Genomic DNA, 26,965 nt, shown 5'->3' on the forward strand with positions numbered 1-26,965 from the left:
TCCGCCGCCTCGAACGGGCGGTGAGTCTCATGCCGGACTCGCAATTTTGTTACGAGTGTGTTATATAATACACCAACTGCATCGGCGTTCGTCCGATCGCAGGCGTGACATGTGGAAAGGTCCGGCCCAATCGCGACAGGACAAGTTGGCAGTCGCCCGCGCGTTAGAGAGTGCGGTCGATACCGATTTGACTCGTCGTGTGGAGGCTCCGACCGCAGAAAGGACTTGTGCATGGCCAGCAAGGCTCCCGCCTTCGATGTCGGCGACTATGTCGTATATCCCAAGCACGGCGTAGGCCGTGTGATCGAGCTGCAGAACGAAGAAATCGCCGGAATGCAGCTCGAACTCTATGTTCTCCGGTTCGAGAAGGAGCGCATGACCCTGCGCGTTCCCACGAACAAGGTCGAAGCGATCGGCATGCGCAAGCTGTCGAGCGACAAGACGCTGAAGGAAGCGATGGAAACGCTCAAGGGCAAGCCCAAGGTCAAGCGCACGATGTGGAGCCGCCGGGCGCAGGAATACGAAGCGAAGATCAATTCAGGCGATCTGGTTTCGATCGCGGAAGTGACCCGCGACCTGTTCCGCCCCGACGATCAGCCCGAACAGTCCTATTCCGAACGGCAGATTTTCGAGGCGGCCTCAAGCCGGCTCGCACGCGAACTGGCCGCGATGGAAAAGACCGACGAGCCTGCTGCGCTCGAAAAGATCCTCGCGGTCCTGCGCGAACATGCGCCCCAGTATTACGAAAATGCCGAGGAAGCCTGACGCTTCCCGTTTCGACGAAACGCCGGCGTAAGCCGATCAAGGGCCGCTCTAACGAGCGGCCCTTTTTGCATGACTGTTGCGTAACCCCGAGCGCTGTATTACATCAGCAATACGGGCTGGGAGATCCGAGAGCGTCATGCTGGGCGCTCGGGTCCCGATATGAGGACAAACACGAATGCTGCACAAGATCCTGAAGAGTATGGTTCCGATCGCCGCGATGATACTGGCATCAGGCTGCAACGGAACGATCAACATCGGCGGTTCGGACGGGGTGCCCCTTTCCGAACTCGACACAACCGGCAAGACGCCGGTCGAAGTTGTTCTGGCCGGCCCGGACGACGTTGTCGTGGCCCGGGGCGACACATTCGACATCTCGGTAAGCGGTGACGATGCGGCGATAGACGAACTGCGTTTCACGCTCGACGACGAAACGCTGGGCATCATGCGCGAAAGCGACGGTCTGCGCAGCGCCGATGGAAAGGCAACGGTGCGCGTCACCCTGCCCCGGGTCGAGAAGCTGGTCCTTGCCGGATCGGGAACGATCGAGGCCGACATGCTCGATGGCGATGCGGAAGTCACCATCGCCGGCAGTGGCACTGCGCGCACCGCGAGAGTCGATGCCGGCACCTTGAATGTGACGATTGCCGGATCGGGCACCTATCACGCAGCAGGACGAGTGGATTCACTCGAACTGAAGGTCGCCGGTTCCGGCAAGGCGGAAATGGACGGCCTGCAGGTCGGCAACGCCGAAATCACGATTGCCGGTGCCGGCGATGCGGCATTCGCTTCGGACGGAACCGTCGAAGCCACCATCATGGGATCGGGCGACGTCACGGTTTCCGGCTCCGCCCGCTGCACGGTCAACACGATGGGTTCGGGCACGCTTACCTGCAAGAACGGGAATGCCGCTGGCACAGCCGACAATGCAGCCCCATCGCCGCCTGAGCCGCCGGCCGCACCGGAGCCGCCTGCGGCGCCCGAACCCCCGCAGGCGCCGCAAACGTAACAAAGTTGGCGATCGTTCATCGCACCTGCGCAAACAATCGGCTATGCCGCGCTCAAGGAGGCCTTCCATGCGCGGCATAGCTTTGATTTCGACCCTGCTCCCCCTGTCGCTCGCTCTTAGCGGGTGCCTCGCCAAGACGGCTTTCGATGTGGCGACAGCGCCGGTGCGCGTCGCCGGCAAGGCTATCGACGTCGCTACCACCAGCCAGTCCGAAGCGGACGAGAAGCGCGGGCGCGAACTGCGCAAGCGCGAAGAAGAGCTTGGCCGGCTGGAAAGGCAGTACGACAAGGAAATGCGCGAATGTGCCGACGGCGACCGTCGCGCCTGCGACAAGGCACGCAAGACCTACGCGGAAATTCAGGTTCTCCTGCCCAGCGTTCCGCGCGAGCCTGAACCGCGCTAGCTCGCCCGGCTAGACTCGCACGGCTGCGTTCAGGCGGCTGCGCGGCGAAGCCGGTCGTTGATCGCGATACCGATCCCATCGCCGGGGACCGGCGCAACCGCGATCCGGGGCTTATCCGATCGCGCGGCATCGTGCAGGCAGGAATAGAGGCGCGCAGCCGCTTCCGCCAGATCACCTGCAGCGGACAAGCTGACATCGCCAGGAATCGACCCGAAGCCGATCATAAACTCCTCAGACGTCGGCTCCTGACTGTTCAGCCTGACAGGCTTGCCCGGCGCATAATGGCTGGCAAGCTGCCCCGGTGCCTCCACCGGCGCGCCAGCCGGGTCCGCCGGTGCCCCCGTCGCCGGCAGACCACGCAAAGCGGTGAGATCGAAGGGGCCGGGACGCAGTTCCTCCCAGCTACCATCCTCGCGGATCGCAAGGATGGTCGATTCAACGCCCGCCGGACAAGCCCCGGCATCGAGCACCAGGTCGATCTTTCCGTCGAGCGAAGCCAGCACGTGGGCGGCAGTCGTGGGCGAGATGAACCCGCTGCGGTTGGCCGACGGAGCGGCCAGGGGAAAATCGCATTCGGCAAGCAACGCGCGCATTATGGGATGGCTCGGCACGCGCATCGCCACCGTCGGCAGACCGGCGCTCACCGCCGGCGCCAACCCGGCATCGGTGCGACGCGGAAGCACAAGCGTCAGCGGCCCCGGCCACCATGTGCCGGCAATCCGCGCAGCGGTACCGCTCAGCGTGGCATAGCGTGCCGCCTGGTCGGCATCGCGCACGTGAACGATCAATGGGTTGAAATCCGGCCGGCCCTTCGCGTGGTAGATTTTCTCCACCGCCGGGGCGCTGTCGGCCCGCGCGGCGAGGCCGTAAACGGTTTCGGTCGGGACCGCGACAAGCCCCCCGGCGCGCAGTATCGACGCGGCGCGAGCGATACCCGCCCGGTTTGCCGGTGCCGTTTCCGTAACGTATTTGCCGCTCATGCCCGAGCGCTATATCTGCCAATGCGCAAAGCCAAGAGGAATGCCTGTGAACTACACCCCCGCAACCGCCGATCAACTGCTCGCGATCCACGCCAATGCCGACATCGCCGGGCTCGCCGCGTCCGAACGATTCGCCGCGGCAGAACCCGACATGGTGGAAGCGATCGTTGAGGGAATCGGGCAATTCGCGAGCGGCGAATGGGCTCCTCTCAACCGCTCCGGCGACGAGGCAGGGGCGATCCTCGACAACGGGACAGTGCGCTCGCCCGAAGGCTTTGCCGAGGCCTATCGTCACTATGTCGAGCAAGGATGGAACGCGATCGCCGGCCCGACCGCGTTCGGCGGCCAGGGGCTTCCCTTCACGCTTGCCTGCAACGTGCTGGAAAATCTCGGTACGGCCAATATGGCCTTCAGTCTCCTGCCGATGCTGTCCGTCGGCGCGACCGAAGCTCTCGAACATCACGGCAGCGAGGCGCAGAAGGCGAAATACCTGCCGAAGCTGGTCAGCGGCGAGTGGTCCGGCACGATGAACCTGACCGAGCCTCAGGCAGGCAGCGACCTCGGCGCTTTGCGCGCCACCGCAACGCCGATCGAAGAGGGCGAACACGCCGGCAAGTACCGCATCGCCGGCCAGAAGATCTTCATCACCTGGGGCGAGCACGAACTCGCCGAGAATATCATCCATCTGGTGCTGGCCCGATTGCCCGATGCGCCTGAGGGAAGCCGCGGAATCTCGCTGTTTCTCGTCCCCAAATACCATGTTGCGGACGATGGTACGCTGGGCGCGCGAAACGACCTGCGTTGCGTCAGCCTGGAACACAAGCTGGGCATCCATGCCTCCCCCACTTGCGTCATGAGCTATGGCGACGAGGGTGGCTGCATCGGCGAACTCGTAGGGGCGGAAAATCGCGGTCTCATGGCGATGTTCACGATGATGAACAACGCCCGCATCAACGTCGGCAGCCAGGGCGTGCAGATGGGCGAACGCGCAACGCAGGCAGCGGTCGCCTATGCGCGCGACCGGGTCCAGTCGGCACGCGCAGGATCGGGGGACAAGACCCCTGTGGCGATTATCGAACATCCCGACGTGCGCCGAATGCTCATGCGGATGAAGGCCCTGACGGAGGGGATGCGCGCCCTGCTCTACCACACTGCGGGCCAGGTCGACCGGGGGACGCTGGGCGACGAAGCGGCCCAGCGCAGGGCGGAAATCCTGGTTCCCCTGATCAAGGCATGGGGCACCGATGCCGGAGTGGAAGTGGCCAGCCTGGGCATACAGGTCCACGGCGGCATGGGATTCATCGAGGAAACCGGCGCGGCGCAGCTCTATCGCGACGCGCGGATTGCCCCGATCTACGAAGGGACGAACGGTATCCAGGCCGCGGACCTTGTCACGCGCAAGCTCGGGCTGGAAAACGGCGCTGTTTTCGCCGGGCTGATGGACGATATCGCGCGTGATGCCGGCGGGGAAGACGGTCTCGTGCAGCTGGCGACCACTTGCCGTGCGATCGGTGAATGGATGCGTGATGAGGCCAGCCTGGACGATCGCTTGGCCGGCAGCGTGCCATTCTGCACGATGAGCGCGGTCGCCGTCGCCGGATGGCAACTGATGCGACAGCTGCGCACAATCGACGATGGCGATTTCGCGGGGCTGGCAGACGCCAAGAAGGCCACTGTCCGGTTCTTCCTGGATCGCATCGTGCCCGAGGCCGCCGGCCTTCGCGCATCGGCAACGGCAGGGGCGGAAAGTCTGTACGTGCTCGATAGCGCGCAATTCGCTCGCTGATGGCCGATCAGGGCGATCCGCTTGCGCGCATTGCCGACGCGCTTGAACGTCTTGCCGGGTCTTCGCCAGCCATTGCCGACTGGCGGGACGCACCGGCCTATGTCTGGGATGGGACCACCGGCCGCGCGCTGGAAACGTTCGCGTCCATCAGGCTCGACCTGCTGCGCGGGGTGGAGGCGCAGCGCGATGCGGTCGCCGCCAATGTGGCGCGCCTGGCTCGCGGCCATGCGGCTCACGACATGCTGCTGTGGGGCGCGCGCGGGATGGGAAAATCGGCGCTGGTGCGCGCAGCAGTCGCCGAAGCGCAGAAGGATACCGGCCAGTCGCTCGCTCTGGTCCAGGCCGGCACAGATGCGCTCGACACGCTGCCTCAGCTGTTCTCCGAACTGGCCCGCGTTGAGCGGGGCTTTCTCGTGTTCATCGACGATCTGGGGTTTGCGGACGACGATTCGGTCGGCCCGCGTCACTTGCGTTCATGGCTGGAGGGCGGGGTCGAAGCGCGCCCGGGCAATGTACGGCTGGCGGTGACCGCGAACCGGCGGGCGATCGTGCCGCGTCAGGCCAGCGAGCAGGATGACCCGATCAATCCGCGCGACGCGGTGGACGACAAGCTGGCGCTGGCGGATCGTTTTGGCCTCACGCTCGGATTCCACAATTGCGGGCAGGACGACTATCTCGCAATCGTCGCAGGCTATGCCGAAGAGTATGGCCTCGACTGGGACCAGGCCGAAGCCATCGCCTGGGCACACCGCCGCGGCGCCCGGTCGGGCCGCACTGCGTGGCAGTATATCGTGGAACTGGCCGGTCGTTCAGGGCGCGCGCTCTAGCCAAGCACGACGCCCGCCTTTTGGGCGTTGCACCCTGAGGCCAGGGATTAAGGCTGAACCCCTTCGCGGGCGTAATCGTCGCTGAAGGTCGCGCTGGAATTGCCGCCCAGTTCGCGCTGCGGCGGGAGCGATGTGCCTCTGATCCGCTCTATGGCCGCGGCCGGCTCGGAACCGGGCGCAACCACGCGCCAGATGATCCCGCCTGTGTCGTCGCTGACCAGCAGCGCGCCGTCACCGGCCCACGCAACCCAGGTCGGGCGCCCGCGCGTCGTACCCTCGCCCGTCAAAAAGCCTGTAAGCACGGGCAACGGCTTGCCCAGCGGATTGCCGCGCTCGTCGAAAGCGACATAGACGACGTCATAACCCGCAGCGGGAATACGGTTCCACGAACCGTGGCGCGCGATAAAGGCGCCGCTGTCGAACCGCGGCCCCATTCGCGCACCTTCCTCGCTGAAAGCCAGCCCAAGGGCGGCCACATGCGGGCCCAGGGCATATTCCGGCCGGCGCGTATATTCGACCAGGAAGTTCGGCATCGGGGCGGTCACGCGCCGATCGAAATTGTCTTTCCAGTAGACCCAGGGCCAGCCGTACTGCGCCCCGATCGGCACGTTGGTGAGATAATCGGGCACCAGGTCCGAACCGAGCATGTCGCGCTCGTTCACCGTGGTCCACAGTTCGCCGCTCCAGGGGTTCCAGTCGAGCCCATTGGGGTTGCGAAGACCGGTGGCGAACAGGCGCTGGCGGTCTTCCGCCAGATCATATTCCCAGATGGCGGCGCGGCCTTCTTCGGCCTCCATCCCCTTTTCCCCGATGTTCGACGCCGATCCGACCGCGACGTAGACATGCTCTCCCTCAGGATCGAGCGCGATGTTGCGCATCCAGTGGTTGCCGGCTGCCGGCAATGCCATCAGCTGGCGCGGTTCGGCGGTGATCTGGGTCGAGCCAAGCTCGTACGGCACTGCAATCAGGGCATCGTGATTGGCAATGTAGAGCGTGTCTTCCGCCCAGGCGATCCCCGATGGCGAATCGAGCGAATCGGTAAGGACGAACCGCTGTTCCGCCGCGCCATCGCCGTCGCCATCGCGCAGGAGAACGAGCTGGTTCGGCGAATCACCGCCCGCACCGGCGCGCGACATCAGCAGCCCTGCCACCCAGTCGACGAAACCGCCGCCCTCCTCATTCTCCGGTGCCCGTGTCAGAGTGACAAGCACATCACCGTTGGGAAGGGTGTGGATGACGCGCGGATGTTCGAGCCCTTCCGCGAAGCGCGTGACGGCCAATCCTTCCGCAGCCTGCGGCGACTCGCCCTCATCCCAACCCACAGGCTTGGCGATGCGAACGGTCGGTACCATCTCGGAATCGGGTTCGGCGAGGACCGGATCGGCCCCCGTAACTTCCTCCACCGGAACTTCGGCTTCGTCGCCCTGCAACAGCCACACGACTGCGAAAATCAGGGCGAGAAGAAGGACGAGGACCCAAATCAGGATCTTGCGCTTGGTGCTCATAGAGGCCGGATTTACGCGCTGGGGGGCTTTGCGGCAATGCCCCGGCACCCTACATCGCGCGAATGTACGATTTCTCTGCCGATCCCGAGCTGCCCAAGACCGAACTCTATCGTCAACTGCACGCTGCAGCCGATGCGCTGACGGCTGGCGAGCCGGACGGCGTTGCGAACATGGCAAACGTCGCCGCGCTGATGTGGGAGTTTCTCCCCGACCTCAACTGGGCCGGGTTCTACCGGATGATCGAAGACGAGCTCGTTCTCGGCCCGTTTATCGGGCGGCCCGCCTGTATTCGTATTCCCATCGGCCGCGGCGTTTGCGGGGCGGCCGTCGAGTCGGGCGAAACGCAATTGGTGGAAGATGTTCACGCATTTCCCGGCCATATCGCATGCGATGCCGCCAGCCGTTCGGAACTCGTCGTGCCGCTGCGTCGCAATGGCCGTACAGTCGCCGTCATCGACCTCGACAGTCCCACGCCCGCTCGGTTCGACGCGGATGATGCGGCGGGTATCGGCGCACTCGCCGAACTTATGACTAACCGCATCTGATCGGCTTCGCCCCGAATCGGGACAATCCGCGCGTTCGCGTGGGCTGGAGCGGATAGTAATGGTAGATTTTTCGTTAAGTCCGGGAATAGACCTGGCCTAACGAACAAGGGGAATCGACCATGACTGCCCGCCGTGTGATCTTCCCGGGCGCTGCCGTGGGTGTGCTGCTGACCGCTTTTCCGGCATCCGCGCAGCCGGAGATGACGTATGAATACGCCCGTCCTCAGCCGCAGGGTGAAGTCGTCTATCGGCGCGAACCGGTGGTCCAGCCCGTACCCGCGCCGGCCCAGCCGACGGAAGTTCACCGCAGAGCCGCGCCGTATATCGAGGACGCGAGAGATTACCCGTCTGACGCTGAAGAGTACGAGTATGAATACGAGTACGAGCGCGCCTACGACGATCATGGCGGCTATGTAGAGGCAGCACCGCCCGCCCCTGTCGTGCATGCGCCAGCCGCGCCGCACGGCTACGCCCGGTTCGATCGGCAGGCCTGGCTGGAAGACTGTCGCGATCGGTACCGGTCGCAGGACGGAAAGCGGCGAAATGGCGGCATAATCGGCGGACTGCTTGGCGCTGCGACCGGTGGCTTGATCGGCAATCGCGTTGCCGATGGCGAACGGCTGGCCGGAACGCTGATCGGAGCCGGCGTCGGCGGCCTGGCAGGTCTTGCGATCGGCAGTGCCGTGAATGCGGCGACGGATCGCGATGAGGCTGCGGACTATTGCGAAAGCTGGCTCAACCAGCACCGACAGGCCTACGCCCCTGCACCCGCTCAGGCTTACCCGCACCCTGCCCCCTACGCCTATGCCCAGCCCGCAGCCGGGTATTACGGCGCTGGCTGCGCCTGCGGGCCAGCGATGGCCTATATGCCGGTTCTCGTCGCCGTGCCCCAGCGAGCAGTCGTACGCGAGTATGTGACCGAGGAGTGGGTCGAAGCGGAGCCCGCCCCTCGAGCCAAAAAGCGGCGCATCCAACGGCCCGCACCACGAGGCGACAAGCGCATAAAGTATGTGAAGGGCCACTAGGCCAACACCAGTAACGCTGCCGAGACGGCGTTTGAGGCGACGGTCGATTCCCCGGCCGTCGCCTTATTTTTCAGCTACTTACACCTAGTCTTAGATATCGCCGCCGGTCAGGCGCTGGCAAATAAGATCGAGCTGGTCGAGCGTGCGGTAGCGTATCGTAACGGCGCCCGATCGCGGATCTGCATCGGTCTTGATCTTGACGCTGAGGCCGAGAAACTCTTCGAGATGGCTCTGCACGGCGGCAATATCGGCATCCTTGGCTGGATCGCGCGAGTTGCGGGGCTTGCGTCGTTGTTCGGACGCAAGCGGGCCTGCCGCCAGCTTTTCAACTTCGCGTACCGACAGTTTTTGCTCTGCCGCTCGTATCGCCAGCTCAATCGCCGATTCGTGTCCGATCAGGGCGCGTGCGTGCCCCATGGACAGGGCCCCATCCTCGATCAGGTCGAGCACTTCGGTCGGAAGGCTCAGAAGTCGCTGCAAATTTGCGACATGGCTGCGCGACTTGTCGACGAGACGCGCAATTTCGGCCTGCGTCATTCCCTGTCGTTCGGAAAGCCCCTGATAAGCACGCGCCTCTTCCACCGGATTGAGGTCTTCGCGCTGAATGTTCTCAATGAGCGCGAGGGCCATCACCTCGGTTTCGTCGAGTTCGCGCACGATCGCGGGAATCTCGTGCACTTTCGCCTTCTGCGCCGCGCGCCAGCGCCGCTCCCCCGCGACCAGCTGATAGCGCCCGCCGGCAAGCGGACGGACAATCACCGGCTGAATGACACCGCGTTGCGCGATAGAAGCGGCGAGTTCTTCCAGCGCATCTTCATCGAATCGACGGCGCGGCTGCCCCGGCAGGGGTTCGATCGCCGAAGTCGCAATTGATGCGAGGCCACCACGCACTGCCCCGTCATGGTGGCTGTCGGTATCGCCGCCGTCGGATCGTCCACGCGTAAGCGGTTCTTCGCGCTGGGTTTCGCCCAGCAAGGCCCCTAGGCCACGGCCGAGCTTCCTCTTCCGATCGGCGGAATTGCGGGGCGGTGTGGTTATGCGGATTGGATCGCTCGGGTCGCTCATGCCGCCTTCCTCCGTTCCGGCAAGCGGCCTATCAGTTCGCGCGCGAGGGCGATGTAGGCCCGGCTGCCGGCACAGGCATGATCATAGACGAGCGCCGGAAGACCGTGGCTGGGCGCTTCGGAAAGGCGCACGTTGCGGGGGATGACCGCCTCGAACACCAGATTCCCGAGGCAGTCGCGCACATCGTCCGCCACCTGATCGGTCAGCCTGTTGCGGCGATCGAACATGGTCAAAACAACGCCTACGATCCCCAGCGCGGGGTTGAAGCGCTGCTGCACACGCTCGACGGTCTGCAATAGCTGGCTGAGACCTTCCAGGGCGAAGAACTCGCATTGAAGCGGCACCAGAAGGGTGTCCGCCGCACCGAGGGCATTGAGGGTCAAAAGGCCGAGCGACGGAGGACAATCGATAAAGCAGATTTCATGGCCGCGGTGCTCCTCAAGCGCCGAGCGCAGGCGCGCAGTGCGGTCCTCCACCGAAACCAGTTCTACTTCCGCTCCGCTGAGATCGACCGTCGCGGGCACAATATCGAGCCCCGGGATCGAGGTTCCATGGATACATTCGGCCAGGGGCACCTGATCGACGAGAATGTCGTAGCTCGATCCTTCCCGGTCCGCGGCGGCGACGCCCATGCCGGTCGAGGCGTTTCCCTGAGGGTCAAGATCGACCAGCAACGTGCGCCAACCGGTCGCGGCCATCGCCGTCGCTATATTGATGGCGGTCGTCGTTTTTCCGACCCCGCCCTTCTGGTTTGCAATCGCGATTGTGATCATGACCCCGCCTTTCCGGCCAAGTGGCCGACGATGATGCCCGACCTCGGGTCTGTTTGCGACTGTTCCACGTGAAACAGTGCCCTCTGCCGCTTTGGCAGGTCCTGCAATTCTTGCGCCGCCGACTGCCCCTTGGGCAACAGCCAGAGTGTGTCGCCTGTGGAAAATCGGGAGGACAACCTGATGATACGCTCCAGCGGCGCGAAAGCACGCGCGGAAATGACTGCCGCGGGGAAAGTCTCGACACTCTCCAACCGATCGCCCTCGACCCGGCAATGATCAAGCGAAAGCGTGGCGATCATGCGATCGAGCCATTCGATGCGCTTTTTCCGCGATTCCACCAGGACCACCGGCCAATCCGGTCGCATCGCCGCCACTACCAGTCCCGGCAGCCCCGCCCCGCTGCCCAGATCGAGCCAGACCCCGTCTGTTTCACGTGGAACACAATCCAACAGTTGAGCCGAATCGGCGATGTGGCGCTGCCAGACAGTCTCCAATGTCGAATGAGCCACAAGATTCTGCCGCGCATTCTCCTCACGCAGAAACTGAATGAATCGCTCGATCCTTTCCATCGCGGCTCTGTCGCAGCGCGCGGAGACGAAATCGCGGGCCTCGGATTCTCCGGTGATCACGCGACTTTCTGCCGTTCATGACGACGGGCATGCACGAGCAAAGCTGACAGCGCAGCCGGTGTCACACCCGGCACACGACCGGCGGCGGCGAGCGTCTGCGGTTGAGCCGCCGTCAGACGCTCTATCATCTCGTTTGAAAGCCCGGGGACATCACGGAACGGAAACTCGAAACCGAGCCGAACGACTTCGCTCGCTCGCAAATCGCGCAGTTCAGCTTCCTGCCGCTCGAGATAGGGCGCGTAAACCGCGTCCTCAGCCATTTCCTGCGCGATATTCTCGCCCGGATCCAAACCCTCGGACAGCCACGGCGAGAGCGCCTCCAGATCGACCCCATTGTATCGCAACCACGCTTCGATCGTATTGCCCCCGGCATCGCGCCGCACCGACAAGCCCGCGCCGACCAGCTCCGTCGCCGCAACTTCACGTGAAAATTCGGTTGCCCAGACATTGCGACGCTTTTCGCGTTCACGAAACCATTCGCGCCGTTCCGCATTGACGCAACCGGCGGCAATCGCAATCGACGTCAGACGCGTGGTTGCGTTGTTGGCCCGCAGGCGCAGCCGATACTCCGCGCGCGACGTGAGCATCCGATAGGGCTCGCTGACGCCCTGCAGCGTCAGATCATCGACCATAACCGCAAGATAGGAATTGGCGCGATCAAGCGGTGCCGGATCGCGACCCAACACCCTGGCGGCCGCGTGCATGCCGGCAACAAGGCCCTGAGCCGCCGCCTCTTCATACCCGGTTGTGCCGTTGATCTGACCGGCGCAGTAAAGCCCGGCCAGATTGCGCAGTTCGAGCCCTGGCGTCAGCGAACGCGGATCGACGTGATCGTATTCCACCGCGTAGCCGGGAACGACCATCTCGACATGGCTGAGCCCATCCATACTCCGCAACATCGCCAGCTGGATATCGACCGGAAGCGAAGTGCTGATACCGTTCGGATAGACGAGATTCGTGTCCAGTCCTTCAGGCTCCAGGAATACCTGATGCCCGTCGCGATCTCCGAAACGATGAATCTTGTCCTCAATCGAAGGGCAATACCGCGGCCCCTCGGCATCGATCGCGCCGCTGAACAGCGGCGACCGGTCGAGTCCGCTGCGAATGATATCGTGGCTCTGCGCGTTCGTGCGAGTGATCGCACAGAACACCTGAGGGTTCCGACGCTCGGGCGTAAGCGGAGACATTGTCCAGCTCGCCCCGTCGGAAGGCTGCTCCGGCAAACGCGCCCAATCAATCGTGCGTCCATCGAGGCGCGGCGGGGTCCCGGTTTTGAGCCGCGCCATCGGGAGTGCTGCCTCCCGCAATTGCGCGGCTAGGCGGTGGGCGGCGTTCTCCCCAATGCGCCCACCCTCAAAGCGCTCCTCCCCCCGGAACAGCTGACCGCCGAGAAACGTGCCCGTGCACAGCACAACCGCGGTCGCAGCGACCTGACTGCCATCGCCGAGTTCGACCCCGGCAACGGCCCCGCCGGCTATCACCAAGGCCACGACTTCACCTGGAATAACCTCCAGACCGGCCTGCTCGCGAACCGCGCCCTGCACAGCGGCGCGGAACAACTTGCGATCCGCCTGTACCCGCGGGCCCCAGACCGCACTGCCCTTGGACAGATTGAGCATTCTGTAGTGAATGGCCGCCGCGTCCGCCGCCCGGCCAATCACGCCATCGAAAGCGTCGACTTCGCGTACGAGATGCCCCTTGCCCAACCCGCCGATCGCAGGATTGCAGCTCATCGCGCCAATACTGTCGGGATCGAACGTGATCAGTCCCACCCGCGCGCCCATCCGGGCGGCGACGCTCGCCGCCTCCACGCCAGCATGGCCGCCGCCGACTACCAGGACATCGTAGGAACGCATGGACTGCAGATAGGCGATTGGCAGGACACGGTCAAAGACAGCGTTTCACGTGAAGCGCTTGGATTACCCTACTTTGATGTTCCACGTGGAACACTACTTTCCGATGCAGAACCGACCGAACAGCGTGTCGAGCATATCTTCTGTCGATGCGCGCCCGGTGAGGCGATCAAACGCAGCTCGCGCCAGCCGGAGATGCTCGGCTGCGATCAGCGGATCGAGATCGCCGCGAATACCATTCAGTGCTGCTCGCGCTTCGCTCAGTAATTCAGCGTGCCGATCGGTCAGCGCGACCTCGCCCGGCGCCGGCATGGCCGCACGCGCATGATCGATCAACCGCATTCGCAAAGCGTCCAGGTTTTTCCCGGTGTGCGCAGACACCGCTATAGCCTTCTCACTCTTGACCTCGCGCGTGGCGTCATCGGCTCTCGCATCGACTTCCCAGCAGCCAGAGGGGCCCTGGCCCTCCTCTCCAAGCCAGAGAACAAGATCGGCGCGGGAAAGCTGATCCTCCGCACGCGCAATGCCGATCGCCTCGATCTCGTCGGTCCCCGCCTCGCGTAATCCGGCGGTGTCGACGAACGTAAAAGGAATGCCTGCCATCGCGACGGCGCGCTCGATCACGTCGCGGGTCGTCCCCGCCACGGGCGAGGTTATCGCCGCTTCATTCTCCACCAATGCATTGAAAAGCGTGGATTTTCCAACGTTTGGGGGGCCTGCCAGAACGACCCGAAATCCTTCGCGCAAGACCGTTGCGCGCGGCCGATCGAGCCATGCAGAAAGTTCGGCCGTCAACGTGTTCGCCCTGTCCGTGAACGATGGCGGCAGATCTGCGGCATCTTCCTCGTCCGAAAAGTCGAGCACGCCCTCGACTTCCGCCGACAGCAGAAGAACGTGGTCGCGCCATTCGTCTACTTGGGCTGACAGACCGCCACTTGCGAGCGCCATCGCCGCACGGCGTTGCAGTTCGGTTTCCGATTCCAGCAGATCCGCCAGGCCCTCCGCCTCCGCAAGATCGATGCGGCCATTGGCGAATGCGCGGCGGGTAAATTCTCCTGCTGTCGCGGGGCGAAGACCCGGAAGTTGCCCCAGGGCCTGCTGGACCGCACCCACCACCGCGCGGCCGCCGTGGAGATGAAACTCGGCCACATCCTCCCCGGTTACCGTGGCGGGCCCGGGCAGCCAGATCACCAGCGCATGATCGAGTTCGCTGCCGTCCCCGGCCCGAAGAGTGCGAGCACAGGCCCGGCGCGCGGACGGCAACGTGTCGCCAGCCAGAACGCGGAGCGCCCTGCCCGCGCCCGGGCCGCTGACACGAACGACCGCGATTGCCGCCGGCGGTGCGCCGCTCGAAAGGGCAAAAATCGTATCTTGCGACAAGACCTTCGGCCTCAGTCCTTGCTGCTCTCAGGCTTCTTATCGGCGCGGGAGGCACCTTCGACAAAGCTCTGGAACATCTTCAGTCCCATCTGCCCCATAGGCGCCAGATTGCGGGCATAATCCTGCAGCTGATCGGGATTGCTGACGCCCTTCATCGCCGCGGCCATCATCTCGACATAGACGTCGTTGGCCTTGCCCACGTCCGGCAGGCCCATGAAGGTCCGTGCTTCTTCCGGCGTGCAGTCGATCTCTATATGGACCTTCATAGCGCTTCCTCCGTTGGGGGTCGGGAGATAAACTGGGTTTGGCATTGACCCCGCGCAAGCGTTAAGCCCGGAGCAGACAATCGCAACCGCGAATAGCAGCGCATCCGATGGCGCAAACGACAGAAGGACAAGGGACATGAGCGAGACCGCCACCATCGAAACTCTTTCGGGCTCCGGCAGCTTTTCGGCATATGTGGCCCGTCCCGCGGGCGCGCCGCGCGCCGCGATCATAGTGATTCAGGAGATTTTCGGTGTGAACGCAGGCATCCGGCGCAAGTGCGATCGGCTGGCCGAAGATGGCTATCTCGCGGTCGCGCCAGATCTGTTCTGGCGCCTCGAGCCCGGGGTTGAGCTCGACCCCGACATCGAGCCCGAGTTCAAGCGCGCGCTCGATCTGATGGGGCAGTTCGATCAGGATACCGGCATCCGTGATATCGAAGCGACGATTCACTGGGTCCGGGGCAGCGAAGGCGTGGAGAAAGTTGGCGCGGTCGGATACTGTCTCGGTGGCCGGCTCGCCTACATGACGGCCGCCCGTACCGATATCGACGCCTCGGTCGGATACTATGCCGTCGGAATCGACAACCTCCTGCGCGAAAAGCATGCGATCGCTCGCCCGCTAATGCTCCATATCCCGACCGACGACGGTTTCGTCGACGCCAAGGCCCAGACAGCTATGCATGAAGGGCTCGACGATCATCCCAAGGTGACCCTGCACGACTACCCCGGGCTCAATCACGGCTTTGCAACCGAATTCGGCAAGCGCCGCAATGATGAAGGGGCAGAACTGGCGGATTCCCGTACGGCTGATTTCTTTTCCCGGCATCTCGGCTGAGAACCGCGCAGCCATGATCAATCGCGCGCCCTGGCGGTTCTCAGGCAAGATCGTTGGCCGTTTTGCGGCACCGATCGGGCTGCTCCTTCTATCGGTTTTGCTCGCGATCTGGGGGCCGCTGCGGTGGGGACTAATCGCCACCCTTCCCCTGCTTGCGCTGGCGGTGTGGGATTTCGTGCAGCGCAAACATACGCTCCGGCGCAATTACCCCCTGCTCGCACGGGTGCGCTGGATCATGGAGGACTTGCGCCCCTATGCCCGCGCCTATGTGGTGGAAGGGGATCTGGAAGGGCGCCCCTTCAACCATGATGAGCGCGCGCTGGTCTATGCACGGTCGAAGGGCGAACTCGATTCCCACCCCTTCGGCACCGAGCTCGACGTCTATTCCGACGAATACGAGTGGCTCGCTCATTCGATCGTTCCCAACGAGCAGGCCCCAGCTTCATGGCAAGTGGATGTGGGCAGCTCGCAATGCGCCCAGCCCTATTCGGCATCGCTGCTGAACATCTCTGCGATGAGCTTCGGCTCGCTGTCGGCGAATGCGGTGCTGGCGCTCAACAAAGGGGCCGCTGCCGGCGGCTTCTATCACGACACCGGCGAAGGCGGCATTTCTCCTTACCATCTCAAACATGCCGGTGACCTGGTATGGGAAATCGGCAGCGGCTATTTCGGATGCCGCGATGGCGAGGGGCGGTTCGATCCTGCCCGTTTCGCCGATAACGCCCAGATCGACCAAGTGAAGATGGTCGAAATCAAGCTGAGCCAGGGGGCCAAGCCGGGGCATGGCGGTGTTCTGCCGGGCGCGAAAGTTACCGCGGAAATCGCCAGAACGCGCGGCATTCCCCAAGGGAAGGACTGCATTTCACCCGCCGCCCATTCCACATTCTCTACCCCCGTCGAATTGCTGGAATGGGCGGCACAGTTGCGCGATCTTTCGGGAGGCAAGCCGGTCGGCCTCAAGCTCTGTGTCGGAAAGCCTCACGAAATCTTCGCGCTGATGAAGGCCATGCGCGAAACCGGCATTCGGGTCGACTATATCGTCGTCGACGGCGGCGAAGGCGGCACCGGCGCTGCCCCGGTGGAAATGTCCAACCGGGTCGGAATGCCCCTGCGCGAGGGCCTGATTCTATTGCGCAACGCCCTTGTCGGCTGCGATCTGAAGGACGAAATACGCCTTGCCGCGGCGGGAAAGATCCATTCGGGCGCCGGTATGGCCATGAGCTTCGGACTGGGTGCCGACTGGTGCAATGCGGCGCGCTCGTTCATGTTCGCGCTCGGGTGCGTTCAGTCCATGCGCTGCCACGACGACACCTGCCCCACAGGCATCACCACCCAGGATGCCACGCGCCAGCGCGGCCTGGTGGTAGAGGACAAGGCCGAACGGGTGGCGCGGTTCCATCGACACACCCTGCATGCCCTTCGCGAGCTCGTGGTATCGATGGGCCTCGACAATCCCTGGCAGATCGAACCCGGCAATATTTCCGAGCGGCAGAACAGTGCGCGGTCGGACAGCATCGATCAGATCTACCCGTTCCTCGATCGCGGACAGCTTCTGGGTGATTCTGGAGCGACGCAGTATGCACGCGATTGGCAAATGGCCCGTGCGGACAGCTTCGCCCAGGCGGTTTGATTCGCATATCCGCCAACCACGGCGGCTAGTTCAACGTGGCAAAGTTCGTCACCATCTGGCGGATTTCCGGATCGAGCGCGTCTCGCAGACCCTGGCGCAAGTTGTCGCGCCGCTGATCGAGATCGTCGACCAGGCGAAGGCGACGCATATGCCATTCCGGGCACGCGCGATCTTCCACTGCCTTGTCATAAAGGCGGACCATGCCGTGATGACGGCGATCCTGCGCGAGCCGGTTCATCAGAACGATCAATTCGGCCTGCCCGCCCTCGATCATCTGGAAGAAATTCCGGCCGTTATAGAGCAGAAATCCGGTAATTCCGTTGGTCGCGTTGTTGCGAACAGCGGTTTCCACGATCGCATCGACATCACCCTCCGGAAGGGAAGGTGCAGTGCTGATATAAACGAATTGACGGATTGTCCGATCCCCCGAGCCAAGGCCATTGAGCGCAATCCCGGCAAGAGGAACAGGCGCAGTTTGCACAGCGATGTAACATAGCGCGGCCGTTCTATCCATTGCACAGCGGCCGGCAGGCGCTGCGGGGCGCAAGCACAGTCGCGCAGTAGCGCTATAATTCGCCCGAGATGCGAGAAAGCACGAAATCCGCTCGCTGGCTCACATCGGCCAGCGGCAGATCGATCAGGGTATAGCCATATTCGCGCCACGCAGCCGACACGGCGGCATCGCTGGCGAGTGCCGCATCCCAATCCTGTATCCGCTCCGCATCGCGGCGATAGATCGCATCCCATGGGGGCGCCCTGAAGATCGGCCCTTCGTATCGAAGTTCGCGGCACGCCCTGTCGATCGCAGCGGGTACGGATAACCCTTCGAGATGCAGAAATCCTGCAATATCGGGAAACCCGCGATCGAACAGAACCGGGCCGGATTCCGCCTCCACCCTGCGAAAAGCGGAAAGCTCCGCATCGAACATCGCAAGGGCAAAACCGGCCGGATCATCGGCGCGCAGCGCCATACCGCCTTCTTCGCGCAGAATGGCCCGAGCCACCTCGGGCTCGGTCGCCAAACCGCGCAGTTCCAACGCATCGAGAAGAGTCGACTTGCCGGTGCCAGGACCACCGGTCACGACCATGCGAAGCAGGGCCGCCATCGATCTTCCTTACTGATTCATCGTCGCGAAGAAATCTTCGTTGGTCTTCGAATCCTTCATCTTGTCGAGAAGGAATTCCATCGCATCGATCGTGCCCATCTGCATGAGGATGCGGCGCAGGACCCACATCTTCGACATGATGTCCTTCGAAACCAGCAGCTCCTCCTTGCGGGTGCCAGACTTGCCGACATCGAGCGCGGGGAAGATCCGCTTGTCGGCAACCTTGCGATCGAGGACGATTTCGCTGTTGCCGGTGCCCTTGAACTCTTCGAAAATCACTTCGTCCATCCGGCTGCCGGTATCGATCAGCGCAGTGGCGATAATGGAAAGCGATCCGCCTTCCTCGATATTGCGCGCCGCGCCGAAGAAACGCTTGGGCCGCTGCAGCGCATTGGCATCGACGCCGCCGGTCAGGACCTTGCCCGAACTGGGCACCACGGTGTTGTAGGCGCGGCCAAGGCGCGTAATCGAGTCGAGCAGGATCACCACGTCCTTCTTGTGCTCGACCAGGCGTTTGGCCTTTTCAATAACCATTTCAGCAACTTGCACGTGACGCTGGGCCGGTTCGTCGAACGTGGAGGAAATCACTTCCCCGTTCACGCTGCGCTGCATGTCGGTCACTTCCTCAGGCCGTTCATCGACCAGGAGGACGAGCAGGAACACCTCCGGGTGATTGTCGGTGATCGCCTTGGCGATGTTCTGCATCAGCACCGTCTTACCGGTCCGCGGCGGGGCGACGATCAGCGCACGCTGGCCCTTGCCCTGCGGGGAGATGATGTCGATCACCCGCGCGCTCTTGTCCTTCACGGTCGGATCGAGCGTGTCGAGGCTCAGCTTCTCGTCGGGATAGAGCGGGGTCAGGTTGTCGAAGTTGGTCCGGTGGCGGACCTGGTCGGGATCGTCGAAATTGACCTTGCTGAGGCTGGTCAGCGCAAAATAGCGTTCGCCGTCCTTCGGCGCGCGGATTTCGCCTTCGACGGTGTCGCCCGTCCTCAGGCCCCATTTGCGGATCTGGTTGGGCGAAACGTAGATATCGTCGGGCCCGGCGAGATAGTTCGCCTCGGGGCTGCGCAGGAAGCCGAAACCGTCCTGCAGCACCTCGATCGTGCCGACGCCCATGATCTTTTCGTCGTATTCCTCGTCTTCGGCGAGTTCGCGCAGGATGCAGAACATCAGGTCCTGCCGGCGCATCGTCGAAGCGCCTTCGACGCCGAGTTCTTCGGCCATCTCGACCAGTTCGGCCGGCGCTTTCAGTTTCAGTTCTTTCAAGTGCATTGTTCGGATTTCCGTCGTGGAGATGGCCAGATGGTCGGTTAGGCCCCTCGTTCGAAGACGGGGGGACATGCTTGGGGAAAGCGGACCCGGCAACCGCAAGACAGCGGCGCCTCAGCCGGATAGGTGGAATCGAAATAAGGCTGCGTTGCCGCGCCGTCAATTCGGATTGCGCAGGATCGGTCCGAAACTGGGATGGATCAGAACGGGCGAACGATCACCAGGACAACGATCAGGGCCACGGCGATACCCGGAACTTCGTTGAGCAGGCGCAGCTTGCGGCCTTCCAGCGGCCGCTCGCCCCGTGCCAGCTTGCGCGCATATCCGGCCATCCAGCCATGATAGCCGGAGAGCGCGAGAACCAGCGCGAGCTTGGCATGAAACCATCCCTGGCTCCAGGCGTCGATGCTGAAGGCCAGCAGAAGCCCCAGAAGCCACACCACGGCGATCGACGGCGCCAGGATGATCCGCAGCAGCCGCTGCTCGCGTTCCGCCCACACGGCATTCTCAGGCGATTCTGGGGCCGTTTCCTGATGGTAGACGAAGAACCGCGGCAGCATGAACAGGCCGGCCATCCAGAAGATCACAAAGATCAGGTGGCCTGCCTTGAGCCAGGGATAGATCGTGCCGAGAATCTCCTGCATCGGCGCGATGTAGGGCGCCGGACGGCTTTCGTCACCCCCTCCAGCCGCGCACCGTGTCGATCAGTGCCTCGACATGGGCAATCGGCGTGTGCTGGCCGATGCCGTGGCCGAGGTTGAACACGTGGGGCCTTTCGGCAAATGCACGCAGGATCGCTTCGGTCCGCTCGATCAGACGGTCGCCGCCCGCAAGCAGCAGCAAGGGATCGAGATTGCCCTGAACCGGCATATCGCTCGGCAGCTGACGCGCGATCCAGGCTGGATCGACAGTCTCGTCCACGCCAATCGCGGACACGCCGGTTTCACGCGCATAAGCGGGCAATTTCTCGCCCGCCCCCTTGGGGAAACCGATCACCGGAAGGCCTGGAAACCGTTCCGCAATTGCGCCCGTGATCGCTGCATTTGGGGCAATCACCCAGCGTTCGAATTCGTCAGGGGCCAGGCTGCCCGACCAACTGTCGAACAATTGCACGGCTTCCGCCCCTGCCTCGATCTGTCCGGCGAGATATTCGACTGTCACCGATGCAATGCGGTCGATCAGCATCTGGAAGGCCGGCGGGTCGCGATAGGCCATGGCACGCGCTGAATACTGGTCCCGGCTGCCCTCGCCCGCGACCATGTACGTCGCCACTGTCCAGGGACTGCCGGCAAAACCGAGCAGAGTGGTGGCAGCGTCCAGACGGGCACGAACCCGCCGGACGGTGTCGTAGATCGGGGTCAGCCGTTCGGGAACGGATTCCAGTTCGCCCAGCGCGACGTCGACCAGCGGGGGCGAAAGTCGCGGCCCCTCGCCCGTCACGAACGAGAGGTTCTGTCCCATCGCATAGGGCACGATCAGGATATCGGAAAACAGGATGGCCCCGTCGAAACCGAAGCGATCGATCGGTTGCATGGTGATCTCTGCAGCCGCTTCGCTATCGTAAACCAGGTCGAGAAATCCGCCCTTTTCCGCACGCAGCGCGCGATACTCGGGCAGATAGCGGCCTGCCTGGCGCATCAGCCACATCGGGACACGATCGGCTCGCTTGGCGTGCAGGGTTTCGAGGAGAAGACCGGGCATTCAGGAAGGTCCAATCAAAATAATAAGATTCTTTAATAAGGATTATGGAGTCTGTTGGCCCTGTGGATTTCGGGGACAGCGGCGCACTGCCCGATTTCTCCCGTTCTGAACAGACCTGCGGCGGTCGGGACTCGCCGGGATCGCGCGTCAATCAATCGTTATCCCCGCTGTCCCCAGCCTGTCGACAAGCCTTCGGCGCTGTCCATAAGCCCGACGCGGAAAGGCTGGTAGTGGGCATGAAACAGCCCGGCGAACTTGTCGTCAGACCTGTCCCATGGTTTATGCCGCATATTCTCCACAACCCGTCATGCCAGAACATATATCCCCGAAATGACCCGTCTGCACCTCCACCTCGTCTCGGATTCGACCGGGGAAACGCTCGAAATGGTGGCCAAGGCGGCGCTGGCCCAGTTCGACGATGCCGAGATTGTGCGCCATTTCTGGCCTATGGTCCGTTCTCGCCAGCATCTATCGCGCATATTGCCCGATCTTGCGGATAATCCGGGGCTGGTGCTTTTCACTCTGGTCAATCCCGAGACTCGCGCAACGCTGGAAGACCATTGCCGCCAGGCCGGGCTGCCGGCAGTGCCCGCGCTGGATGCGGTGACCGAGGCTCTCGAAACGCAGCTTGGCCAGGCCGCACACGGTCGCCCGGGCCGCCAGCATGCGATGGACGACGCCTATTTTCGCCGTGTCGACGCGATTCATTTCACCATTGCCCATGACGACGGTGTGGGTTGGGAAGATTGGGACCAGGCGGATATCGTTCTGGCCGGGGTGTCGCGATCGTCGAAGACGCCGACCAGCATCTATCTCGCCAACCGGGGGTACAAAGTCGCGAATATCCCCCTGGTGATCGAAAGCCCGCCTCCACCGGCGCTGTTCGCCCTGCGCCGCCCGCTTGTCGTGGGACTGACGACGGCACCCGAACGGCTGGTGCAGATCCGGCGCAATCGCCTCCTCAGCCTCAACGAGGGGACGGAAACGTCCTATGTCGACAACGAGCATGTGCGCGAAGAAGTGCAATTTGCCCGGCGGATGTTTGCCGACAACGGCTGGCCGGTAATCGACGTGACGCGCCGCTCGATCGAGGAAACCGCAGCGGCGGTGATCCGCCTGCATTCCGAACGTGGCGAGAATCGCAGCGGGGGCGATGCGGGACTGTCGGGCGGCAAGCCGATATGATTGTTCTCGCATCGAAAAGCGCATCGCGAGCGGCCATGCTTGCGGCGGCCGGGGTGCGTTTCGATGCGCGACCGGCGGCAATTGATGAACGCGCGCTGGAAGCCGGCATGAAAGCGGCTGGTCCCGATCAGGTGGCGCTGGCCCTGGCCGAAGCCAAAGCGCTGGCCGTCGATGCGCCGGATATCCCGATCCTTGGCAGCGATTCGCTGGTCGTGGTCGATGGCCAGCGCTTCGACAAGCCGGCAACGCGGGATGACGCAGCCGAGCATCTGCGGTTCTTTTCCGGGCGCCCGATGCATCTTCATTCGGCCGCCGCGATCGCCCGTGACGGGGAAATCGTCTGGCGTCACGCGGCGATGGCGACGCTGCATGTGCGAACACTGTCACCGCAATTCATCGAGTCCTATCTCGCGGCGGAATGGCCCGAAGTCGGCCATTGCGTCGGCGTGTTTCGGATAGAAGCGATGGGTGTGCAACTGTTCGAGAGGATAGAAGGGGATCATTTCACCGTGCTCGGAATGCCCCTGCTCGCTGTCCTCGCCGCCTTGCGCGACATGGGTGAGTTGCCGGAATGACCACACCCTATGCCGAAGTGATCGGCGATCCCATCGCCCACTCAAAATCGCCCGCGATCCATGGGTTCTGGATCGCACAGCTCGGCCTCGCCGCAGATTATCGCGCGCATCGTGTGGAAGAGGGCGCGCTTGGCGATTATATCGAGAGGCGTCGCCGGGACGCGGACTGGCGGGGCTGCAACGTCACAATGCCCCACAAGCAGGCGATCGTCCCGCTGCTCGATCGGATAGATCCATCCGCAGCCTGCGTGGGGGCGGTCAACACCGTGGTTCGCGAAGGTGATCAACTGACTGGTTACAACACCGATGTTGCCGGGTTTCTGGAGCCGTTGAGCGAAGTCCTTGCGGCGCCGCATCTGTTCCGCATGGCCCGTGTGCTTGGCACGGGAGGCGCTGCACGGGCGATAATCTCGGGACTGTCGGGTCACGGCTTCACCATCGTTCTGGCGGGTCGCAATCCCGATAAGGCGCGCGCATTGCTCCATGAGCTTGTGCCGGAAGGCGAACACCACGCCATCGACCTCGCACACTTTGCGCAACCAACCGATTTCGCTTTCGACGATCGCGCGCAGTGCTGCGATCTCGTGGTCAATGCCAGCCCCCTGGGGATGCGTGGTCAGCCGCCGTTGTGTTTCGACTGGAGCCACGCCCCCCCAGGCAGCATTGCCTATGATATCGTGACCGATCCGGCGGAGACCGAGTTTCTCGCCAATGCGCGAAACGCCGGGTTCGGCACGATCGACGGCATGGCCATGCTGATCGGTCAGGCAGCCGCAGCGTTCGAACGGTTCTTCGGCGCCGCCCCTCCGCGCAAGGACGACGCGGAATTGCGCCGGAGGCTCGGCGGATGACGCGGCCGACGATCGTTGGTCTCACCGGATCGATCGGGATGGGCAAATCGACGGTCGCGGCCATGTTCGAAAGGGCTGGCGTGCCGGTTTTCGATGCCGACGCGCATGTTCGGGCGATGCAGGGGCCGGGCGGTGAGCTGGTTGAGGAAATCGAGGCGGCGTTTCCAGGCGCGACCGGCCAGGACGGCGTGCTGCGCGATCGCTTGGGCGAAATGGTCTTCGGCAATGCCCCGGCCCTCGCCCGGCTGGAAGCGATCGTCCATCCTGCGGTGGCCCGGCGGCGTGAGCGGTTTCTGATCGAACATGCCGGTGCCCCGCTGGTGGTGTTCGACATACCGTTGCTGTTCGAAAAGGGCGGGCACGAACAGGTCGACACCGTCGTCGTGGTATCCGCGCCTGCCTCTGTCCAGAGAGCCCGCGTGCTCGCCCGGCCGGGCATGACGCCCGAGAAGTTCGGCCGGATTCTGGCTCTCCAGGTCGCCGACGAGGAAAAGCGCGAACGCGCCGATCATGTGATCGATACCGGCGTTCCGCTGGTCGAGACGGAGAAGGCGGTGCGCGAACTCGCCGCGCGGCTGGGGCTTGCGCAGAAATAAAAAAGCCGTCTGTCACCCCTTGCCACGGGGCTGCCTGAGTCCGATAGATATACCGATGCGTGAAATCGTGTTCGATACCGAAACCACCGGCCTAGACCCTGCAAGCGGGGACCGGATGGTCGAGATCGGATGCGTTGAAATGATCAATCGCGTCCCGACGGGCGAAACGTTCCACGCCTATTTCAACCCGGAACGTGACATGCCGCCCGGTGCCGAAGCGGTGCATGGGCTCTCCAGCGCCTTTCTGTCCGACAAGCCGCTGTTTCGCGACACCGCGGCTGCACTGCTCGATTTTATCGCGGACTCCCCGCTCGTTGCCCACAATGCCGCGTTCGACTTCGGTTTTCTCAATGCCGAACTGGCGCTGTGCGAGCGGGTGGCGGTGTGCACCAGCCGGATGATCGATACCGTCGCTCTGGCGCGCAAACGGCATCCAGGGGCCAAGCTGTCGCTCGACGCACTCTGTTCGCGTTACGGTGTGGACCGCAGCCACCGCGTCAAGCACGGCGCCCTGCTCGACGCCGAGCTTCTGGCGCAGGTCTATGTCGAATTGACCGGCGGCCGGCAGATCGGCCTCGAACTCCCCGCCGAAACGAACACAGGCAGCGATGCCATCGCGGTGATGCGACGCGCACCCGCCCGCCGAACGCCGCGGCCCGCCCGGCCCCATGCGGCCAGCGCGGAAGAGCTTTCCCGGCACCGGGCATTTCTCGAACGGATGGATGCACCGCTTTGGGGAAGTTGACCCGGGATCGGGGGGTCTCGCACTAGCAACGGAGAACACCGTCGATGGATATTCGTGTATCAGGCCACCAGATCGAAACCGGCGCTGCCTTGCAGGATCATGCGACGGACCGGCTCAACGGCATTGTCGACAAGTACTTCAACCGCGCGCTGACATCGCAAGTCACGTTCGGCAAGGCGCCGGCGGGTGCGTTCAGTTGCGATATCGTCACCCATGTGATGCATGGAACGGTGGTGAAGGGTCATGCGGAAGCGCAGGACGCCCACCAGGCGTTCGACCGCGCGGCGGAAAAGATCGACAAGCAATTGCGCCGATACAAGCGGCGCCTGCAGGATCGCCACACCCAGATGGTCCATGCCCAGCAGGAAGAAGAGGCGGGGTATACGATCTTTGCCGCTCCTGATGATGACGAGGATGAAATCGAAGGCGGCGATACGCCGATGATCGTGGCCGAAACGACGGCGGATGTTCCCGAAAGCAGTGTGGCCGATGCGGTCATGATGCTCGATCTGCGCGACACCAATGCGCTCTTCTTCAAAAACGCTGGCACGGGGCGGCATAATATGGTCTATCGCCGGCGAGACGGTTCGATCGGCTGGGTCGAACCTCGTTGACACGCAGGGCATGCACGCCGCGTGCCCTGAAAATCCGTCGGATTGCAGGGATATAATTCCCGAAAGTCGCGTTACTCACGCTTCCACTCGCCGATCCGCGGACCGCTGGACAGAATCACGACCGAACGATGAATGTACATTTCAGACTGATTCCCGAAGCTATCGCAACAAGCGATGCTTCCTCGAAAGCCGGTGTGCTTGCCGATCTCGCGGGCCGTTTCGAACATGCTTACGGCTTCGCGGCGGCGGATGTGCTCGAAGCGCTCGAGGAACGGGAGAAATTGGGGAGCACCGGTTTCGGGCGTGCAGTCGCGATCCCGCACGCCCGGCTTGCCCACGTCAACCGGCCCGTTGCCGCGCTGCTCAAGCTGTCCGCGCCGGTCGAATTCCATTCGGCCGACGGAATGCCTGTGGAACTGGCGTTCGGCCTGATCTCGCCTGAAAATGCGGGCGCGGCCCATCTCCATGCGCTTGCGGCGATTTCGCGGATGATGCGCGAGGAAACGGTCCATCGCATGTTGATGGAAGCCACCGATGCCGAAACGTTGCGCGCTTCGCTCGCCAACGCCAGCGACCGTGACGTTGCCTGACGCTTCCTCAGGCGCTGCCCCGCACCACCGTGCGCTCGAATCGCTCTACAGTTCGGCGCCGGTCAACGCACTGTTCGATTCCCAGCTGAAGATTGTGGGCGAAGGGCAGACGCGGATCGAATTCGTCGTAACCGAGGCGGCCTATCATGCTGCCGGGGCGGCGCACGGTACGATCTATTTCAAGATGCTGGACGATGCGGCCTTCTATGCCGCCAACACCCTGGTGACGGATCGTTTTCTGCTCACCACTTCGTTCAACCTGCATTTTACCAAGCCGGTGCGCGTGGGCAAAGTCTTTGCCGAAGGGCGCTGGGTCAGCGGCAAACGCCGTGTCCTGGTGGCCGAATCGCGGCTGATCGATTTCGAAGGGGATGAAATCGGGCGCGGAACCGGCACGTTCATGCGATCGCGCATCGCCCTGTCGAGTCTGCCCGGCTATCGCTCCAACGCCGGTTGA

The 26,965-nt window shown here is 63.3% G+C and carries 30 protein-coding genes; 17 read left to right on the forward strand and 13 right to left on the reverse strand.

Translation table 11 applies throughout. From position 1 onward, the window contains the following. The first annotated feature begins 231 nt into the window (after window positions 1-231). The 3 genes from AM2010_RS11210 to AM2010_RS11220 all read left to right on the forward strand — a co-directional run bounded on the left by AM2010_RS11210 (window position 232) and on the right by AM2010_RS11220 (window position 2,174). Window positions 232-765 (forward strand): CarD family transcriptional regulator, encoded by a 534-nt coding sequence (locus tag AM2010_RS11210; RefSeq protein WP_047807131.1) that lies wholly within the window; start codon window positions 232-234, stop codon window positions 763-765. Window positions 766-940: 175 nt separating this feature from the next. Then, window positions 941-1,771 (forward strand): head GIN domain-containing protein, encoded by an 831-nt coding sequence (locus AM2010_RS11215; protein WP_047807132.1) that lies wholly within the window; start codon window positions 941-943, stop codon window positions 1,769-1,771. A gap of 67 nt (window positions 1,772-1,838) precedes the next feature. Next, the gene (locus AM2010_RS11220; protein WP_047807133.1) at window positions 1,839-2,174 is read left to right on the forward strand and encodes a hypothetical protein; all 336 of its coding nucleotides are present in this window, start codon (window positions 1,839-1,841) and stop codon (window positions 2,172-2,174) included. A gap of 29 nt (window positions 2,175-2,203) precedes the next feature. On the opposite strand, the gene AM2010_RS11225 is transcribed toward AM2010_RS11220, so the two are convergent. Beyond that, window positions 2,204-3,154 (reverse strand): L-threonylcarbamoyladenylate synthase, encoded by a 951-nt coding sequence (locus AM2010_RS11225; RefSeq protein ID WP_047807134.1) that lies wholly within the window; start codon window positions 3,152-3,154, stop codon window positions 2,204-2,206. 40 nt (window positions 3,155-3,194) lie between these two features. On the opposite strand from AM2010_RS11225, the gene AM2010_RS11230 reads away from it, so the two are divergent. Both AM2010_RS11230 and AM2010_RS11235 read left to right on the forward strand, forming a co-directional pair. Continuing rightward, entirely contained in the window at window positions 3,195-4,940 is a 1,746-nt protein-coding gene (locus tag AM2010_RS11230; protein ID WP_047807135.1) for an acyl-CoA dehydrogenase family protein, read from the forward strand. Continuing rightward, window positions 4,940-5,767 carry an ATP-binding protein gene (locus tag AM2010_RS11235; RefSeq protein ID WP_047807136.1) on the forward strand — a complete coding sequence of 276 codons (828 nt, stop codon included), beginning with the start codon at window positions 4,940-4,942 and terminating at the stop codon, window positions 5,765-5,767. The genes AM2010_RS11230 and AM2010_RS11235 overlap by 1 nt, the downstream gene beginning before the upstream one ends. A gap of 47 nt (window positions 5,768-5,814) precedes the next feature. Here AM2010_RS11235 and AM2010_RS11240 read toward each other — a convergent pair whose 3' ends face one another. After that, on the reverse strand, window positions 5,815-7,272 hold the full coding sequence (locus tag AM2010_RS11240) for a PQQ-dependent sugar dehydrogenase (RefSeq protein ID WP_053044070.1): 1,458 nt from the start codon (window positions 7,270-7,272) through the stop codon (window positions 5,815-5,817). A 62-nt stretch (window positions 7,273-7,334) separates the two neighbouring features. Here AM2010_RS11240 and AM2010_RS11245 point away from each other — a divergent pair, with 62 nt between their 5' ends. Both AM2010_RS11245 and AM2010_RS11250 read left to right on the forward strand, forming a co-directional pair. Then, complete coding sequence (locus tag AM2010_RS11245; RefSeq protein WP_047807138.1) at window positions 7,335-7,817, forward strand: GAF domain-containing protein; 483 nt, start codon at window positions 7,335-7,337, stop codon at window positions 7,815-7,817. A 119-nt stretch (window positions 7,818-7,936) separates the two neighbouring features. Further along, entirely contained in the window at window positions 7,937-8,842 is a 906-nt protein-coding gene (locus AM2010_RS11250; protein ID WP_047807139.1) for a glycine zipper 2TM domain-containing protein, read from the forward strand. Between the two features lie 90 nt (window positions 8,843-8,932). Here AM2010_RS11250 and AM2010_RS11255 read toward each other — a convergent pair whose 3' ends face one another. From AM2010_RS11255 to AM2010_RS11280, 6 genes are all read right to left on the reverse strand, one after another. Then, complete coding sequence (locus AM2010_RS11255; protein WP_047807140.1) at window positions 8,933-9,907, reverse strand: ParB/RepB/Spo0J family partition protein; 975 nt, start codon at window positions 9,905-9,907, stop codon at window positions 8,933-8,935. Continuing rightward, window positions 9,904-10,680 (reverse strand): ParA family protein, encoded by a 777-nt coding sequence (locus tag AM2010_RS11260; RefSeq protein WP_047807141.1) that lies wholly within the window; start codon window positions 10,678-10,680, stop codon window positions 9,904-9,906. The genes AM2010_RS11255 and AM2010_RS11260 overlap by 4 nt, the downstream gene beginning before the upstream one ends. Continuing rightward, on the reverse strand, window positions 10,677-11,309 hold the full coding sequence (gene rsmG / locus AM2010_RS11265; protein ID WP_047807142.1) for a 16S rRNA (guanine(527)-N(7))-methyltransferase RsmG: 633 nt from the start codon (window positions 11,307-11,309) through the stop codon (window positions 10,677-10,679). The genes AM2010_RS11260 and rsmG overlap by 4 nt, the downstream gene beginning before the upstream one ends. Further along, a complete protein-coding gene (gene mnmG / locus AM2010_RS11270; protein WP_047807143.1) occupies window positions 11,306-13,165 on the reverse strand; it encodes a tRNA uridine-5-carboxymethylaminomethyl(34) synthesis enzyme MnmG in 1,860 nt (619 codons plus the stop codon). The genes rsmG and mnmG overlap by 4 nt, the downstream gene beginning before the upstream one ends. A 93-nt stretch (window positions 13,166-13,258) precedes the next feature. Beyond that, complete coding sequence (gene mnmE / locus AM2010_RS11275) at window positions 13,259-14,542, reverse strand: tRNA uridine-5-carboxymethylaminomethyl(34) synthesis GTPase MnmE (RefSeq protein ID WP_047807144.1); 1,284 nt, start codon at window positions 14,540-14,542, stop codon at window positions 13,259-13,261. Window positions 14,543-14,553: 11 nt separating this feature from the next. Continuing rightward, window positions 14,554-14,808 (reverse strand): DUF6489 family protein, encoded by a 255-nt coding sequence (locus AM2010_RS11280; RefSeq protein WP_047807145.1) that lies wholly within the window; start codon window positions 14,806-14,808, stop codon window positions 14,554-14,556. 136 nt (window positions 14,809-14,944) lie between these two features. Between AM2010_RS11280 and AM2010_RS11285 the strand changes: the two genes are divergently transcribed. Continuing rightward, on the forward strand, window positions 14,945-15,643 hold the full coding sequence (locus AM2010_RS11285) for a dienelactone hydrolase family protein (protein ID WP_047807146.1): 699 nt from the start codon (window positions 14,945-14,947) through the stop codon (window positions 15,641-15,643). 13 nt (window positions 15,644-15,656) lie between these two features. Then, the gene (locus tag AM2010_RS11290) at window positions 15,657-17,273 is read left to right on the forward strand and encodes an FMN-binding glutamate synthase family protein (RefSeq protein WP_047807147.1); all 1,617 of its coding nucleotides are present in this window, start codon (window positions 15,657-15,659) and stop codon (window positions 17,271-17,273) included. Between the two features lie 25 nt (window positions 17,274-17,298). Here the strand turns inward: AM2010_RS11290 and AM2010_RS11295 are convergent, their stop codons facing one another. The 5 genes from AM2010_RS11295 to hemE form a co-directional block, all read right to left on the reverse strand. Continuing rightward, complete coding sequence (locus tag AM2010_RS11295) at window positions 17,299-17,787, reverse strand: BLUF domain-containing protein (protein WP_053044071.1); 489 nt, start codon at window positions 17,785-17,787, stop codon at window positions 17,299-17,301. Window positions 17,788-17,839: 52 nt separating this feature from the next. Beyond that, a complete protein-coding gene (locus AM2010_RS11300; RefSeq protein ID WP_047807148.1) occupies window positions 17,840-18,379 on the reverse strand; it encodes an AAA family ATPase in 540 nt (179 codons plus the stop codon). Between the two features lie 9 nt (window positions 18,380-18,388). Beyond that, window positions 18,389-19,654, reverse strand: a complete 1,266-nt coding sequence (gene rho, locus AM2010_RS11305; RefSeq protein WP_047807149.1) for a transcription termination factor Rho — start codon at window positions 19,652-19,654, stop codon at window positions 18,389-18,391. A gap of 197 nt (window positions 19,655-19,851) precedes the next feature. Then, window positions 19,852-20,295 carry a CopD family protein gene (locus AM2010_RS11310; protein WP_047807150.1) on the reverse strand — a complete coding sequence of 148 codons (444 nt, stop codon included), beginning with the start codon at window positions 20,293-20,295 and terminating at the stop codon, window positions 19,852-19,854. Between the two features lie 31 nt (window positions 20,296-20,326). Beyond that, the gene (hemE, locus tag AM2010_RS11315; protein ID WP_047807151.1) at window positions 20,327-21,352 is read right to left on the reverse strand and encodes a uroporphyrinogen decarboxylase; all 1,026 of its coding nucleotides are present in this window, start codon (window positions 21,350-21,352) and stop codon (window positions 20,327-20,329) included. Between the two features lie 330 nt (window positions 21,353-21,682). Here hemE and AM2010_RS11320 point away from each other — a divergent pair, with 330 nt between their 5' ends. From AM2010_RS11320 to AM2010_RS11355, 8 genes are all read left to right on the forward strand, one after another. Next, window positions 21,683-22,537, forward strand: a complete 855-nt coding sequence (locus tag AM2010_RS11320) for a pyruvate, water dikinase regulatory protein (protein WP_047807152.1) — start codon at window positions 21,683-21,685, stop codon at window positions 22,535-22,537. Continuing rightward, window positions 22,534-23,112, forward strand: a complete 579-nt coding sequence (locus AM2010_RS11325; protein WP_047807153.1) for a Maf family protein — start codon at window positions 22,534-22,536, stop codon at window positions 23,110-23,112. Before AM2010_RS11320 ends, AM2010_RS11325 begins: the two co-directional genes overlap by 4 nt. Next, window positions 23,109-23,963 carry a shikimate dehydrogenase gene (gene aroE / locus AM2010_RS11330; protein WP_047807154.1) on the forward strand — a complete coding sequence of 285 codons (855 nt, stop codon included), beginning with the start codon at window positions 23,109-23,111 and terminating at the stop codon, window positions 23,961-23,963. Before AM2010_RS11325 ends, aroE begins: the two co-directional genes overlap by 4 nt. Then, the gene (coaE, locus tag AM2010_RS11335; RefSeq protein WP_047807155.1) at window positions 23,960-24,559 is read left to right on the forward strand and encodes a dephospho-CoA kinase; all 600 of its coding nucleotides are present in this window, start codon (window positions 23,960-23,962) and stop codon (window positions 24,557-24,559) included. The genes aroE and coaE overlap by 4 nt, the downstream gene beginning before the upstream one ends. Before the next feature lie 55 nt (window positions 24,560-24,614). Beyond that, the gene (gene dnaQ, locus AM2010_RS11340; protein WP_047807156.1) at window positions 24,615-25,304 is read left to right on the forward strand and encodes a DNA polymerase III subunit epsilon; all 690 of its coding nucleotides are present in this window, start codon (window positions 24,615-24,617) and stop codon (window positions 25,302-25,304) included. A gap of 44 nt (window positions 25,305-25,348) precedes the next feature. Continuing rightward, window positions 25,349-25,918: a ribosome hibernation-promoting factor, HPF/YfiA family gene (gene hpf / locus AM2010_RS11345; protein WP_047807157.1), complete on the forward strand. Its 570-nt coding sequence runs from the start codon at window positions 25,349-25,351 to the stop codon at window positions 25,916-25,918. Window positions 25,919-26,046: 128 nt separating this feature from the next. Beyond that, window positions 26,047-26,508 (forward strand): PTS sugar transporter subunit IIA, encoded by a 462-nt coding sequence (locus tag AM2010_RS11350; RefSeq protein WP_047807158.1) that lies wholly within the window; start codon window positions 26,047-26,049, stop codon window positions 26,506-26,508. Next, window positions 26,495-26,965, forward strand: coding sequence for a PaaI family thioesterase (locus AM2010_RS11355; protein ID WP_047807159.1), 471 nt, complete (start codon window positions 26,495-26,497; stop codon window positions 26,963-26,965). The genes AM2010_RS11350 and AM2010_RS11355 overlap by 14 nt, the downstream gene beginning before the upstream one ends.

The sequence above is a fragment of the Pelagerythrobacter marensis genome, from assembly GCF_001028625.1.
GTDB classification, from domain to species: Bacteria; Pseudomonadota; Alphaproteobacteria; order Sphingomonadales; family Sphingomonadaceae; genus Pelagerythrobacter; species Pelagerythrobacter marensis.